The sequence below is a fragment of the Desulfocurvus sp. DL1XJH-121 genome (assembly GCF_054819825.1).
Genome location: NZ_JBTVWW010000021.1, coordinates 1 through 12900 on the forward strand (window position 1 = coordinate 1; position 12900 = coordinate 12900).

At 61.8% G+C, this 12900-nt stretch carries 28 protein-coding genes; all 28 read left to right on the forward strand.

Translation table 11 applies throughout. The annotated features are described in order from the left end of the window. On the forward strand, positions 1-233 hold a 233-nt coding region (locus tag ACYYG1_RS13485; protein WP_461210850.1), incomplete at its 5' end, for an EF-Tu C-terminal domain-related protein. Between the two features lie 5 nt (positions 234-238). Then, positions 239-556 (forward strand): 30S ribosomal protein S10, encoded by a 318-nt coding sequence (gene rpsJ / locus ACYYG1_RS13490; protein WP_461210851.1) that lies wholly within the window; start codon positions 239-241, stop codon positions 554-556. Positions 557-571: 15 nt separating this feature from the next. Further along, the gene (rplC, locus tag ACYYG1_RS13495; protein WP_461210928.1) at positions 572-1213 is read left to right on the forward strand and encodes a 50S ribosomal protein L3; all 642 of its coding nucleotides are present in this window, start codon (positions 572-574) and stop codon (positions 1211-1213) included. A gap of 4 nt (positions 1214-1217) precedes the next feature. Further along, positions 1218-1838: a 50S ribosomal protein L4 gene (gene rplD / locus ACYYG1_RS13500; RefSeq protein ID WP_461210852.1), complete on the forward strand. Its 621-nt coding sequence runs from the start codon at positions 1218-1220 to the stop codon at positions 1836-1838. Further along, positions 1838-2128 (forward strand): 50S ribosomal protein L23, encoded by a 291-nt coding sequence (gene rplW / locus ACYYG1_RS13505; protein WP_461210853.1) that lies wholly within the window; start codon positions 1838-1840, stop codon positions 2126-2128. The genes rplD and rplW overlap by 1 nt, the downstream gene beginning before the upstream one ends. 3 nt (positions 2129-2131) lie before the next feature. Further along, positions 2132-2962, forward strand: a complete 831-nt coding sequence (gene rplB, locus ACYYG1_RS13510; RefSeq protein ID WP_461210854.1) for a 50S ribosomal protein L2 — start codon at positions 2132-2134, stop codon at positions 2960-2962. A gap of 8 nt (positions 2963-2970) precedes the next feature. Next, entirely contained in the window at positions 2971-3252 is a 282-nt protein-coding gene (gene rpsS, locus ACYYG1_RS13515) for a 30S ribosomal protein S19 (protein ID WP_461210855.1), read from the forward strand. Between the two features lie 16 nt (positions 3253-3268). After that, entirely contained in the window at positions 3269-3601 is a 333-nt protein-coding gene (gene rplV, locus ACYYG1_RS13520; RefSeq protein ID WP_461210856.1) for a 50S ribosomal protein L22, read from the forward strand. 10 nt (positions 3602-3611) lie between these two features. Then, positions 3612-4256: a 30S ribosomal protein S3 gene (gene rpsC / locus ACYYG1_RS13525; RefSeq protein WP_461210857.1), complete on the forward strand. Its 645-nt coding sequence runs from the start codon at positions 3612-3614 to the stop codon at positions 4254-4256. Next, a complete protein-coding gene (gene rplP, locus ACYYG1_RS13530) occupies positions 4256-4669 on the forward strand; it encodes a 50S ribosomal protein L16 (protein ID WP_461210858.1) in 414 nt (137 codons plus the stop codon). Before rpsC ends, rplP begins: the two co-directional genes overlap by 1 nt. Next, positions 4670-4864 (forward strand): 50S ribosomal protein L29, encoded by a 195-nt coding sequence (gene rpmC / locus ACYYG1_RS13535; protein ID WP_461210859.1) that lies wholly within the window; start codon positions 4670-4672, stop codon positions 4862-4864. 3 nt (positions 4865-4867) lie between these two features. Further along, complete coding sequence (gene rpsQ / locus ACYYG1_RS13540) at positions 4868-5131, forward strand: 30S ribosomal protein S17 (RefSeq protein WP_461210860.1); 264 nt, start codon at positions 4868-4870, stop codon at positions 5129-5131. A 9-nt stretch (positions 5132-5140) separates the two neighbouring features. Beyond that, the gene (gene rplN, locus ACYYG1_RS13545; RefSeq protein ID WP_461210861.1) at positions 5141-5509 is read left to right on the forward strand and encodes a 50S ribosomal protein L14; all 369 of its coding nucleotides are present in this window, start codon (positions 5141-5143) and stop codon (positions 5507-5509) included. 11 nt (positions 5510-5520) lie between these two features. After that, a complete protein-coding gene (gene rplX / locus ACYYG1_RS13550; RefSeq protein ID WP_461210862.1) occupies positions 5521-5844 on the forward strand; it encodes a 50S ribosomal protein L24 in 324 nt (107 codons plus the stop codon). 11 nt (positions 5845-5855) lie between these two features. Beyond that, positions 5856-6395 (forward strand): 50S ribosomal protein L5, encoded by a 540-nt coding sequence (gene rplE / locus ACYYG1_RS13555; RefSeq protein WP_461210863.1) that lies wholly within the window; start codon positions 5856-5858, stop codon positions 6393-6395. A 13-nt stretch (positions 6396-6408) separates the two neighbouring features. After that, complete coding sequence (locus ACYYG1_RS13560) at positions 6409-6594, forward strand: type Z 30S ribosomal protein S14 (RefSeq protein WP_461210864.1); 186 nt, start codon at positions 6409-6411, stop codon at positions 6592-6594. Positions 6595-6604: 10 nt separating this feature from the next. Beyond that, positions 6605-6988, forward strand: coding sequence for a 30S ribosomal protein S8 (rpsH, locus tag ACYYG1_RS13565; protein WP_461210865.1), 384 nt, complete (start codon positions 6605-6607; stop codon positions 6986-6988). Positions 6989-7001: 13 nt separating this feature from the next. Then, the gene (rplF, locus tag ACYYG1_RS13570) at positions 7002-7541 is read left to right on the forward strand and encodes a 50S ribosomal protein L6 (RefSeq protein ID WP_461210866.1); all 540 of its coding nucleotides are present in this window, start codon (positions 7002-7004) and stop codon (positions 7539-7541) included. A gap of 12 nt (positions 7542-7553) precedes the next feature. After that, on the forward strand, positions 7554-7913 hold the full coding sequence (gene rplR / locus ACYYG1_RS13575) for a 50S ribosomal protein L18 (protein ID WP_461210867.1): 360 nt from the start codon (positions 7554-7556) through the stop codon (positions 7911-7913). Positions 7914-7937: 24 nt separating this feature from the next. Further along, a complete protein-coding gene (gene rpsE, locus ACYYG1_RS13580; protein ID WP_461210929.1) occupies positions 7938-8486 on the forward strand; it encodes a 30S ribosomal protein S5 in 549 nt (182 codons plus the stop codon). Positions 8487-8495: 9 nt separating this feature from the next. Further along, the gene (rpmD, locus tag ACYYG1_RS13585) at positions 8496-8672 is read left to right on the forward strand and encodes a 50S ribosomal protein L30 (RefSeq protein ID WP_461210868.1); all 177 of its coding nucleotides are present in this window, start codon (positions 8496-8498) and stop codon (positions 8670-8672) included. Continuing rightward, the gene (rplO, locus tag ACYYG1_RS13590) at positions 8672-9118 is read left to right on the forward strand and encodes a 50S ribosomal protein L15 (RefSeq protein WP_461210869.1); all 447 of its coding nucleotides are present in this window, start codon (positions 8672-8674) and stop codon (positions 9116-9118) included. The genes rpmD and rplO overlap by 1 nt, the downstream gene beginning before the upstream one ends. Before the next feature lie 6 nt (positions 9119-9124). Then, entirely contained in the window at positions 9125-10441 is a 1317-nt protein-coding gene (secY, locus tag ACYYG1_RS13595; protein WP_461210870.1) for a preprotein translocase subunit SecY, read from the forward strand. Between the two features lie 2 nt (positions 10442-10443). After that, on the forward strand, positions 10444-11211 hold the full coding sequence (gene map, locus ACYYG1_RS13600; RefSeq protein ID WP_461210871.1) for a type I methionyl aminopeptidase: 768 nt from the start codon (positions 10444-10446) through the stop codon (positions 11209-11211). Positions 11212-11291: 80 nt separating this feature from the next. Then, a complete protein-coding gene (gene rpmJ, locus ACYYG1_RS13605; protein WP_126376079.1) occupies positions 11292-11405 on the forward strand; it encodes a 50S ribosomal protein L36 in 114 nt (37 codons plus the stop codon). Positions 11406-11422: 17 nt separating this feature from the next. Beyond that, positions 11423-11794, forward strand: a complete 372-nt coding sequence (gene rpsM / locus ACYYG1_RS13610; protein WP_461210872.1) for a 30S ribosomal protein S13 — start codon at positions 11423-11425, stop codon at positions 11792-11794. A gap of 63 nt (positions 11795-11857) precedes the next feature. Continuing rightward, positions 11858-12247 carry a 30S ribosomal protein S11 gene (gene rpsK / locus ACYYG1_RS13615; protein WP_461210873.1) on the forward strand — a complete coding sequence of 130 codons (390 nt, stop codon included), beginning with the start codon at positions 11858-11860 and terminating at the stop codon, positions 12245-12247. A 25-nt stretch (positions 12248-12272) separates the two neighbouring features. Next, on the forward strand, positions 12273-12899 hold the full coding sequence (gene rpsD / locus ACYYG1_RS13620; RefSeq protein ID WP_461210874.1) for a 30S ribosomal protein S4: 627 nt from the start codon (positions 12273-12275) through the stop codon (positions 12897-12899). Position 12900: the final 1 nt, after the last annotated feature.

Below are 12900 nucleotides of genomic sequence, written 5' to 3' on the forward strand. Positions count from 1 at the left end.
GCCGCCACACCCCGTTCTTCTCGGGCTACCGTCCGCAGTTCTACTTCCGGACCACCGACATCACCGGCGTGATCGCGTTGGATGAAGGCGTCGAGATGGTCATGCCCGGCGACAACGCCGTGTTCAATGTCGAGCTCATCGCTCCCATCGCCATGGAGCTTGGCCTGCGCTTCGCCATCCGCGAAGGCGGCCGCACCGTGGGCGCCGGCGTCGTCTCCAAAATCGAGGAGTAAGCAAGATGGTCTCCATGCAGAGCGACCGCATTCGTATCAAGATGAAGGCATACGATTACCGCATCCTGGACAAGGCCGTTTCCGAGATCGTGGACACGGCCCGCAACACGGGTGCGAGCATCGCGGGACCGATCCCGTTGCCGACGAATATCCACAAGTACACCATCCAGAAGTCGGTGCACGTGGACAAGAAGTCCCGGGAGCAGTTCGAGATGCGCGTCCACAAACGCCTGCTCGACATCCTGGAGCCTACTCAGCAGACCGTCGACGCATTGGGCAAGCTTTCGCTGCCCGCGGGCGTGGATGTCGAGATCAAACTCTAGAACGAGGAAAGCATGATGGCTAACACGCTTGGCATCATGGGACGCAAGCTGGGCATGACCCGCATATTCGGCGACGACGGAACGGCCATCCCCTGCACCGTCATTGCCGCCGGTCCGTGCCCCATCCTTCAGGTGAAGGACGCGACCACGAAAGATAATTACTCCGCCGTCCAGATCGGCTTTGAGGAAGTGGACGAGAAGAAGCTCACCAAGCCCGCCAAAGGCCACCAGGCCAAGGCCGGCAAGGCCTACTATCGCTTCCTCAAGGAAATTCGTCTGGAAGACAGCGGTGAGTTCGAATTGGGACAGGACCTGACCGTGGACATGTTCGCCCCGGGCGAGAAGGTCAAGGTCACCGGCACCTCCAAGGGCAAGGGATTCCAGGGCCCCATGAAGCGCTGGAACTTCCGCGGCGCCCCGGCCTCCCACGGCCACGAGAAGGTGCATCGCTCCACCGGCGGCATCGGCCAGTGCGCCTGGCCGGCCAAGGTCTTCAAGGGCCGCAAGATGGCCGGGCAGATGGGCAACAAGAACGTTACCTGCATCAATGTGGAGATTCTGGACGTGCGTCCGGATGAAAACCTGTTGATCCTTAAGGGCCAGGTTCCCGGGCCCAAGAACGGGATCGTCATGGTCCGCAAGCAGAATCGAGGGTAAGAACATGGCACTCGTGAAAGTTTACGATCAGGCCAATAAAGAGGTCGGCGAACTGGAGCTTGCGCCCGAGGTCTTCGAAGTCGAGGTCAAGCCCGAGATTCTGAACCTCGTGGTTCGCTCCCAGCGCGCCCAGCAGCATGCCGGGACCCACGCCGTGAAGAGCAAGGGCCTTGTCCGCGGCGGCGGGGCCAAGCCCTGGCGTCAGAAGGGCACGGGCCGCGCCCGCGCCGGCTCCAACCGCAGCCCCATCTGGCGCGGCGGCGGCACGGTCTTCGGGCCCCAGGTCCGCTCCTACGACTTCAAGGTCAACAAGAAGGTCCGCAAGCTGGCCCTTCGCATGGCCCTGTCTTCCCGGGTTGCGGAATCCTCTCTGACGGTGGTCGATTCCATCAAGATGGAGGACGTCAAGACCAAGCAGTTCGCCGAGATCGCCAAGGGCCTCGGACTGAAAAAAGCCTTGATTGTTCTGCCTGAAGACGATAAGACTCTCCGTCTTTCTGCCCGGAATATTCCCGGCATCACCATTCTCAAGCAGGACATGTTGAACGTCTACGACGTGCTGCGTCATCCCCAGATCGTCCTGTTCCAGGATGCCGCCAAGGCAGTGGAAGAGAGGTTGAAGTAATGGACTACACCCAGATACTCATTCGCCCGCTGGTCTCCGAGAAGGCGACCAATGCCAAGGAGCAGGCCAACCAGGTCGTGTTCTATGTGCATCCGGACGCCAACAAGATCCAGATCGGCGCTGCCGTGGAAAAGGCGTTCAACGTCAAGGTTACCGGCGTCAACGTCGTCAAGCGTCGCCCGCGCCCCCGCACCCGCTTCGGCCGTGTCACCGGCCGCCTGGCCGGCTGCAAGAAGGCGTATGTGACCTTGGCCGAGGGTGAAAAGATCGAACTGTTCGAAGGAGTCTAAGCCATGGCCACGCGTAAGCTGAAACCCACTTCGCCGGGCCGGCGCTTCCAGACGATCTCCACTTTTGAGGAGATCACCGAGGTCACGCCCGAGAAGTCCCTGACGGTCGGGTTGACCAAGAAGAGCGGTCGCAACAACCTCGGCCGGGTGACCTCCCGCCGCCGTGGCGGCGGCCACAAGCGTCTGTACCGCATCATTGATTTCAAGCGTGACAAGGCCGGAGTGCCGGCCAAGGTCGCGACCATTGAATACGACCCGAACCGCAGCGCCCGTATCGCCCTGCTCCACTATGTGGATGGCGAGAAGCGCTACATCCTCGCCCCGGTGGGCGTGAATGTGGGCGACACCGTGGTCTCGGGCGAGGGCGCGGACATCAAGCCCGGCAACGCCCTGGTCCTGTCCCGCGTGCCCGTGGGCACCGTGGTGCACAACATCGAGCTGCATCCCGGCAAGGGCGGCCAGTTCTGCCGCGCCGCCGGGACCTACGCCCAGCTCGTGGCCAAGGAAGGCAAGTACGCGCTCCTGCGCATGCCCTCCGGCGAGGTGCGCAACGTGCTGGCGACCTGCATGGCCACCATCGGCCAGGTGGGGAACATCCACCACGAGAACATCTCCGTGGGCAAGGCCGGCCGCGCGCGCTGGATGGGCAAGCGCCCCGAAGTCCGCGGCGTGGCCATGAACCCCGTCGACCACCCCCTGGGCGGCGGCGAGGGACGCAGCTCCGGCGGCCGTCATCCGGTCTCCCCCTGGGGCATGCCCACGAAGGGGTACAAGACCCGCAACAAGAAGAAGCCGTCGTCCAAGCTCATCGTTAAGCGACGCGGCCAGAAATAGGAGTTGTCATGCCCAGGTCTCTGAAGAAAGGGCCGTTCGTTGACGGCCACCTCCTGCAGAAAGTGGAGAAGGCATCCGAGAGCGGTGACCGCCGTGTCATCAAGACTTGGTCCCGCCGTTCCACCATCATTCCCGAAATGGTGGGCATGACGTTTGCCGTGCACAACGGCCGCAAGTTCATCCCGGTGTTCGTCACCGAGAACATGGTCGGCCACAAGCTCGGCGAATTCGCTCCCACCCGCACCTATTTCGGGCACGCCGCGGACCGCAAGAGCGCGGCGAAACGCTAAAGGACAGGTGGCTGAAATGGAAATGAAAGCAGTTGCCAAGTACGTGCGCCTGTCGCCCCAGAAGGCGCGGCTCGTCGCCGAGAACGTCAAGGGGCTTCCCGTTGAGGACGCCATGAACCTCTTGCGGTTTACGCCCAAGAAGGCTGCGAAGCTGATCAACAAGGTCCTGAATTCCGCAGTGGCCAACGCGGAGCAGCTTCCCGGCGTCGACATCGACAATCTGGTGGTCAAGCAGGTGCTCATCGACGGCGGCCCGACGCTCAAGCGCATCCGTCCCCGCGCCATGGGCCGGGCCAACCGAATCCTGAAACGTACCAGCCATATCACTGTGGTTGTCGCAGAGTCCTAGGGAGGCTGACGTGGGACAGAAAGTTCATCCGTACGGATTCCGTCTTGGATACAACAAGAATTGGCTCTCCCGCTGGTTCGCCGGCAAGAAGGATTACGCAGCCAATGTGTTCGAAGACGACAAGATCCGTAAGTTCATCAAGACCAAGCTCTATCATGCCGGCATTTCCCGGCTGGAGATCGAGCGCGCCGGCGGCAAGATCCGCCTGATCATCTTCACGGCCCGCCCGGGCATCGTCATCGGCCGCAAGGGCGTGGAGATCGAGAAGCTGCGCGACGACCTCAAGCACAAGTTCCAGCGCGAGTTCTCCATCGAGGTGAACGAGATTCGCCGCCCGGAGACCGACGCCCAGCTCGTGGCCGAGAACATCGCCGTTCAGCTGGAGCGCCGCGTGGCTTTCCGCCGCGCCATGAAGCGCACCGTTGGCATGGCCCGCAAGTTCGGGGCCGAGGGCATCAAGGTCGCCTGCGCCGGTCGTCTGGCCGGTGCCGAAATCGCTCGCAGCGAGTGGTACCGCGAGGGCCGCGTGCCCCTGCACACCCTGCGCGCCGACCTGGACTACGGCTTTGCCACCGCCCGCACCACCTACGGTGTGATCGGCGTCAAGGTCTGGATTTTCAAGGGTGAAATCCTTGATCAAGAGGTGGAACAGTAATGCTTACACCCAAAAGAACCAAATACCGGAAGCGGCAGAAGGGCCGCCTGCGTGGCAAGGCCACGAGGGGCAACACCATCGCCTTCGGTGACATCGGCATCAAGGCTCTTGAGCACGGCAAGCTCACCAGCCAGCAGATCGAGGCCGCCCGTGTGGCCATGATGCGCCACATCAAGCGCGGTGGAAAGGTCTGGATCCGGATCTTCCCGGACCAGGTCTACACCTCCAAGCCCGCCGAGGTCCGCCAGGGCAAGGGTAAGGGCGCTCCCCAGGGCTTCTACGCCCCGGTGAAGCCCGGCCACGTGCTCTATGAAATCCACGGCGTGGATCTGGAGCTGGCCAAGGAGGCGCTCGTCAGGGCCCGCCACAAGCTGCCCATCAAGACCGCCATCGTCCTGAGGGAGGGGCTGTAAATGACTGCCAAGGAACTGAAGGAGCTGTCCGCGGCCGAGTTGAACGCGAAGCTTGGCGAGTTTCGCCAGGAGCTGTTCAACCTGCGCTTCCAGCATGCCACGGCCCAGCTGGAGAACACCCAGCGTCTTCCTGAAGTGAAGAAGACCATAGCCCGGATTCTTACCATTCTCCGGGAAAAGGAAGTTGGAGCGTAAGCCATGGCTGACGAACACAAGTCCAACAAGCGCGTGCTGACCGGTATGGTCGTCTCCAACGCCAACGACAAGACCATTGTCGTGCGCGTCGAGACCCTGGTGAAGCACCCCTTGCTGAAGAAGTACATCCGCCGCCGCAACAAGTTCATGGCGCATGATCCCGAGAACGCGTGTGGCGTGGGCGACAAGGTCCAGATTGTCGAGCACCGTCCCTTGAGCCGCCGCAAGCGGTGGGCCCTCAAGTCCATTCTGGAAAAAGCTGTCTAGGAGCCGACCATGATTCAGGTGGAAAGCAAACTCGACGTTGCCGATAACTCCGGCGCCAAGAAGGTTTCCTGCATCAAGGTGCTCGGCGGCAGCAAACGCCGTTACGCCAGTGTGGGCGACATCATCGTGGTGGCCGTGAAGGAAGCCATGCCCCATTCCAAGGTGAAGAAGGGCGATGTCATGCAGGCCGTCGTGGTGCGTACGAAAAAGGAAGTGGGCCGTCCCGACGGCTCGTACATCAAGTTCGACACCAACTCCGCGGTGCTTCTCAACAAGAGCATGGAGCCCGTCGGGACGCGTATCTTTGGCCCCGTGGCGCGTGAACTTCGCGCCCGGAACTTCATGAAGATCGTCTCGCTGGCGCCTGAAGTGCTGTAGGAGATATGGACATGAAGAAGTACAAGATTCGCAAAGATGACAAAGTTATGGTCATCGCCGGCAAGGACAAGGGGAAGGTCGGCAAGGTCCTGAAGATCCTTCGCAAGAAGGACCGGGTCCTGATCGAGAAGGTGAACATGGTCAAGCGCCACACCAAGGCCAACCCCTACACCCAGCAGCCGGGCGGCATCGTGGAGAAGGAAGCCCCGATCCACATTTCGAACGTGGCGCTGATGTGCGACGCGTGCGCCAAGCCGACCCGCGTCGGGTTCAAGGAAACGACCGACGGCAAGAAGGTCCGCTTCTGCAAGAAGTGCAACGAAGTCATCGACTAGGGTGGACGACAATGACACGTCTCGAAAGCATATATAAGGAAAAGGTCGCCCCCGCCCTCCAGAAGGAGTTCGGCTACAAGAGCCCCATGGAGATGCCCAAGGTCAAGAGCGTGAGCCTGAACATCGGCCTGGGCGAGGCGAGCACCAACAACAAGTTGATCGAGGACGCCGTCGAGGAGCTGACCGCCATCGCCGGTCAGCGGGCCGTGGTCACCCGCGCCCGGAAGTCCATCGCCAACTTCAAGTTGCGCGAAGGCCTGCCCGTGGGTTGCCGCGTGACCCTGCGCGGCGACGGCATGTGGGACTTCCTGGACAAGCTGATGAATTTCGCCCTGCCTCGGGTGCGTGACTTCCGGGGGATCCCGGACCGCGGCTTCGACGGCCGGGGCAACTTCACCATGGGCATACGCGAGCACACCATCTTTCCCGAAGTCAACATGGACAGGGTGGAACGCGTCAAGGGCATGAACGTGACCATTGTCACCACCGCCCGGACCGATAAGGAAGGGAAAGTCCTGCTCGACATGCTTGGCATGCCGTTCAAGAAGTAGGGAGGATACATACGTGTCTCGCAAAGCTTTGCTGAATAAGTCGCAGGCGAAACCCAAGTTTTCCAGCCGCGGCTACAACCGCTGCCCCATTTGCGGCCGTCCCCGCGCCTTCATGAGGAAGTTCGGCATCTGCCGTATCTGCTTCCGCAACAAGGCGCTGGCCGGCGAGCTGCCCGGCGTGCGCAAATCGAGCTGGTAAGGAGATTATCATGGCAGTGATTGATCCCATCGCGGATATGCTGGCCCGCATCCGCAACGCCCACCAGGCGCTGCACAAGGAAGTTACCGTGCCCCGCTCCAATGTGAAGAGCGCCGTTGCCGGTATCCTGAAGGAAGAGGGCTACATCACCGATTATACCGAGGCCGAGCGCGAGATCAACATCACGCTCAAGTATGCTGACGGACGTCCGCTCATCAGCGGCATCAAGAAGATCAGCAAGCCCGGCCGCCGCGTGTACGTCGGCGCCCAGGATATTCCCAGCGTCCAGAACGGCTTGGGCATCTGCGTGCTGTCCACATCCCGCGGCCTTCTCGAAGGCACCGTGGCTCGTGAGCAGAATGTGGGCGGCGAAGTGCTGTTTGAACTCTGGTAAATGAGGAAGAGTCATGTCCAGGATCGGTAAGAAACCCATCGCCATCCCCTCCGGGGTCGAGGTGACGATCGGGAAGACGAAGATAGATGTGAAGGGGCCCAAGGGCATCCTCTCCACGCCGGTGCATGACAAGGTCGTGGTGGCCAAGGACGGGGAGTCCCTCGTGCTGACCCGCGCCGACGAGTCCCGCACCGCGCGAGCCCAGCACGGGCTGCGCCGCACCCTTATCGCCAACTGCATCGAAGGCGTCACCAAGGGCTTCGAGAAGACTCTCGAGGTCGTGGGCGTGGGCTACAAGGTCCAGGTGCAGGGCAAGAACGTGGTGCTCAGCGTGGGCTTCTCCCATCCCGTGGAGTACCCGCTGCCCACGGGCGTGGAAGCCAAGGCCGAGGGCATCAAGCTGACCATTTCCGGCGTCGACAAGCAGCTTGTCGGCGAGGTTGCGGCCCAGATCCGCCGCGTGCGTCCGCCCGAGCCGTTCAAGGGCAAGGGCATCAAGTACGCGGACGAGACCATCCGTCGCAAGGCCGGCAAATCCGGCGCGAAGAAATAATAGGGTATCGCTATGAACCACTCTAAGAATACCAAGCGCCTTCGCAGGAAGATCCGCATCCGCAAGAAGGTCAGCGGCACCGCCGAGCGTCCTCGCCTGTGCGTGTTCCGCTCCAACGCCCACATCTACGCGAACCTCGTCAACGACGAGACGGGCGAGACCATCCTGTCCGCGTCCACCTTGTCCTTGTCCAAGGACGGGGCGGCCAAGAGCCTGAACAAGGAGTTGGCCACGGAAGTGGGTCGCGAGATCGCGAAGCTGGCAAAGGAAAAGAACGTTGCGGACGTGGTTTTCGACCGCAACGGCTATCTTTACCATGGCAGGGTCAAGGCCCTTGCTGACGGCGCCCGCGAGGGCGGTCTGAACTTCTAAGACTGCGGAAGGTAACACATGGCAATGGAAGGGAAAGGCCCTCGCAGGGACAGGGACTCTCGCAAGGATTCCCGCAAGGAACAGCAGCAGGACGAGTTGGGGCTGATCGAAAAGATCGTCTACCTCAACCGCGTGGCCAAGGTCGTCAAGGGCGGCCGGCGCTTCAACTTTAGCGCCCTGGTTGTCGTCGGCGACGGCAAGGGCTCGGTGGGCTGGGGCCTGGGCAAGGCCGTGGAGGTCCCCGAGGCCATCCGCAAGGCCAGCGAAAAGGCGCGCAAGACCATGGGCAAGGTTTCCCTGCTCGACGGCACCCTGCCTTACGAGGTCCTGGGCCGCTTCGGCGCCGCCCGCGTGGTCTTGAAGCCCGCGTCCAAGGGTACCGGCATCATCGCCGGCGGCCCGGTGCGCGCGGTCATGGAAGCCGTGGGCGTCAGGGACATCCTGACCAAGGCCATCGGCACCAACAATCCGCACAACGTGCTCAAGGCCACCATGGAAGGCCTGACCTCCCTGCGCGACGCCAAGGAAGTCTCCGCCCTGCGCGGCAAGAAGCTGGAAACGCCCAGGAAGTAGGTGAGGATCATGGAAACGATTAAGATTCGCCTGAAGAAGAGCGTCATCGGCTGCCCGCCGAACCAGAGGAAGACCGTTGCGGCCCTGGGTTTGAGGAAGATCCGCCAGGAAAAGGAACTTCCCAAGAACGAGGCCGTTCTCGGCATGATCAATCGAGTGAACCATCTCGTCGAGGTGATTGGATAATGAGACTGCACGAGCTGTATTCGTTCCCCGAGGAGCGCAAGGACCGCAAGCGCATCGGCCGCGGTCCGGCTTCCGGTCAGGGCTCCACCTCCGGCAAGGGCCACAAGGGTCAGAACGCCCGTTCCGGCGGCGGAACTCCGCCCTGGTTCGAGGGCGGACAGATGCCCCTGGCGCGCCGCCTGCCCAAGCGTGGGTTCAAGAACCGTTTTCGCGTGAGCTACGAGGTCCTCAACCTGGGCCGCCTGCTGGCCGCCTTCGAGGGCGCCTCGGAGATCACCGTGGCCGACATCTACCAGCGCGGCCTGGCCAAGGTCGATGCCCCGGTGAAGATCCTGGGCGAGGGCGACGTCCCCGCCGCCGTGACCATCGAGGCCCATCGCTTCAGCAAGTCCGCTGAGGAGAAGATCGCCGCTGCCGGCGGAACCGCCAAGAAATTGGAAGGGTAAGAGAACGTGGCTCTTTCTGGGGTTGAGAATCTCGCCAAGCTGCCGGAGCTGAAGAAGAAGCTTCTGTGGACCTTCGTCCTCCTGGCAGTCTACCGCATCGGTATCCACGTGCCCACCCCCGGGGTGGACACCGCCGCGTTGCAGGACTTTTTCGACAGCATGTCCAACACGCTGTTCGGACTGTTCGACATGTTCTCGGGCGGAGGGTTGAGAAACCTTTCCATCTTCGCCCTGGGAATCATGCCCTACATTTCCGCGTCCATCATCATCCAACTGCTCCAAGTCGTCAGCCCCGAGCTGAAACGGCTGCAGAAGGAGGAGGGCGCGGCCGGCCGCAAGAAGATCACCCAGTACACCCGCTACGGCACGGTGCTCATCACCGTGGTCCAGGGCCTGGCCATCGCCATCGGCCTGGAGGGCATGTCCAGCCCCGGCGGCGCGTCCGTGGTGGTGGATCCGGGCTGGGGTTTCCGCCTGGTGACCATCATCACGCTGACGGCGGGTACCGTGTTCATCATGTGGATTGGCGAGCAGATCACCGAGAAGGGCCTGGGCAACGGCATTTCGCTGATCATCTTCGCGGGTATCGTGGCCGGGCTTCCGGGCGCCATATTCAAGACCTTCCGCCTGATGAGCGCCGGCGAGCTGACGCTTTTCATCGTGCTGATCCTCGTGGCCGCCATGGCCGTGGTCCTCGGCTTCATCGTCTTCATGGAGCGGGCCCAGCGCAGGATACCCATTTCCTACGCCAAGCGCATGGTCGGCCGGAAGATGTACGGGGGCCAGTCCTCGCATCTGCCGCTTAGGGTCAACACCGCGGGCGTGATTCCGCCCATCTTCGCCTCCTCGATCCTGATGTTCCCGGCCACCGTGGGGCAGTTCTCCAAGGTCGAGTGGATCAACGACGCGGCGGCCTGGTTCGCGCCGAGCACGCTTCTGTACAACGTGCTCTTCGTGGCCCTCATTGTTTTCTTCTGCTTCTTCTACACGGCGATCATTTTTGATCCGAAAGACATCGCCGAGAACCTGCGCAAGCAGGGCGGCTTCATCCCGGGCATCCGCCCCGGGCAGAAGACCAGGGAATACATCGACAAGGTTCTGGGCCGCATCACTCTCTGGGGCGCGCTGTACATCTCCGCGATCTGCGTGCTGCCCATGCTGCTCATTTCCAAGATCGGGGTGCCGTTCTACTTCGGCGGCACCAGCCTGCTCATCGTGGTGGGCGTGTCCATGGATTTCATGTCCCAGATCGAGTCCTATCTGATCTCCCGCCAGTACGAGGGGCTGATGGGCAAGGGACAGAAGATCAAGGGGCGACGGTAGTTTTGCGCAAGGTGCGGGGCATCTATCTCAAGAATCCGAGTGAAATCGCGATCATGCGCGAGGCTAACCGGATGGTTTCACTGATTCTGGACGCCATGGGCGCAGCGGTGAAGCCGGGAGTCCCCACCATGCACTTCGAAACCATCGCCCAGGATATGTGCAAGGAATTTGGCGTGAAGCCCGCCTTTCAGGGATATGGCGGGTTTCCCTACGCCCTGTGTTGTTCTGTGAATGAAGAAGTCGTCCACGGTTTTCCGTCGCAGACCCGCATCCTTGAAGAAGGGGATATCGTCAGCTTTGACATGGGTGTGGTGTACGACGGATTCAACGGGGACTCGGCCCGGACCTTCGCGGTCGGCGCGGTGGCGCAATCCACCCGCGACCTGTTGAAGGTCACCGAGGAGTCTCTGATGCTCGGCATCGAGCAGGCTCACCCCGGAAACCACCTGTACGACGTCTCGCGAGCTGTGCAGGACCACGTCGAATCCCGCGGCTACTCCGTGGTTCGGCGGTTCGTGGGACACGGGATAGGACGAAAGCTTCATGAGAAGCCAGAGGTGCCCAACTTCGTTCCCAAGGGGAGCATTGGCGTACCGCTGAAAGCCGGAATGGTGCTCGCCATCGAGCCCATGGTCTGCGAGGGAACCCACGAAGTGGAGGTCCTCGAAGACAAGTGGACAGCCGTGACAAAAGATCGTAAGCTGTCCGCCCACTTTGAACATACGGTCGCCGTGACCCCGGATGGTCCGGAGATCCTCAGTCTAAGCTAAAAGCTTGACGGGAACCTGAAGAAACGAACATGAGCGGCGGTGCGCGCAAGGCTGCGACCCCGCGGAAAATGGAGCAGGTCATGAAAGTCAGACCTTCTGTCAAGAAGATGTGCCCGAAGTGCAAGGTGATCCGCCGCAGGGGCGTTCTCCGGGTTATCTGCGAAAACCCCAGGCACAAGCAGCGCCAGGGCTAGAATAAGGGGATTGGAAAGTGGCACGCATTGCAGGCATCAACTTGCCCAAGGCCAAGCGTCTGGACATCGCCCTGACCTATATTTACGGGATCGGGCGCACCACCGCGTTGCAGATTCTCGACGCCACCGGTGTCGACTGGACCAAGACCACGGACGACCTGACCGCCGAGGAGACCAACGATATCCGTAAGGAGATCGAAGAGAACCACAAGGTGGAAGGCGACCTGCGTCGCGATATCCAGGCCAACATCAAGCGCCTCATGGACATCGGCTGCTACCGGGGCCTGCGCCATCGCCGCGGCCTGCCGTGCCATGGGCAGCGCACCCACACCAACGCCCGCACCCGCAAGGGTCCCAGGCGTTCCGTCGTGGGCCGGAAGAAGAAGTAACATTTGTTTGGCCGTCCACAGGGGCGGCGGCAAAAGAACGTTCCAATACGGAGAGACACGACTATGGCCAAACCCCGCCGCACCGGGAAGAAGAAGGAAAAGAAGAGCGTGCCTATGGGCATCGCCCATATCAAGGCGTCCTTCAACAACACCATCATTACCTTCACCGACATGAAGGGCAATGTGGTGAGCTGGGCCACATCCGGCGCCAGCGGTTTCAAGGGCTCCCGCAAGAGCACCCCCTTCGCCGCCCAGGTTGCCGCCGAGCGCGCGGCTCGCGCGGCCCAGGAGCACGGCATGCGTACCGTGGGCATCCTCGTGAAGGGCCCGGGATCCGGCCGCGAGGCCGCCATGCGCGCTATCAACAACGCCGGCTTCAAGGTCAGCTTCATGCGCGACATCACCCCCGTTCCGCACAATGGCTGCCGGCCGCCCAAGCGCCGCAGGGTCTAACCGGTCGATCTTTTAGGAGGATACAGTGGCAAGATATACCGGAGCTAAATGCCGCCTCTGCCGCCGCGAGGGGCAGAAGCTGTTTTTGAAGGGCGACCGCTGCTTCACGGACAAGTGCTCGTACGAGCGCCGTCCCTACGTGCCCGGCCAGCATGGCCGCCGCCGTAGCAAGATCACCGACTACGCCCTGCAGTTGCGCGAGAAGCAGAAGGTCCGCCGCATGTACGGCGTGCTGGAGAAGCAGTTCCGCAGCTACTATCACCAGGCTGAAATGAAGAAGGGCGTCACCGGCCACAACCTGTTGGCCCTTCTGGAAATGCGTCTGGACAACGTGATTTACCGTCTTGGCTTCGCCAACTCCCGCGATCAGGCGCGCCAGCTCGTGCGCCACGGGGTGTTTGTGCTCAACGGCCGTCGCGTGAACGTTCCTTCCATGCAGATCAGGGAAGGCGATATCGTTACCGTGCGCGAGGAGTCCAAGAAGATCCCCGTGATCCAGGAAGCCCAGGAAGTGATCGCCCGGCGCGGTTGCCCCGATTGGCTGGAGGTTGACGGTCAGGCGCTGAAGGGCACGATCAAGGCCCGCCCGGTCCGCGAGGACATCCAGTTCCCCATCAACGAGCAGCTGATCGTCGAGTTGTACTCCAAATAAC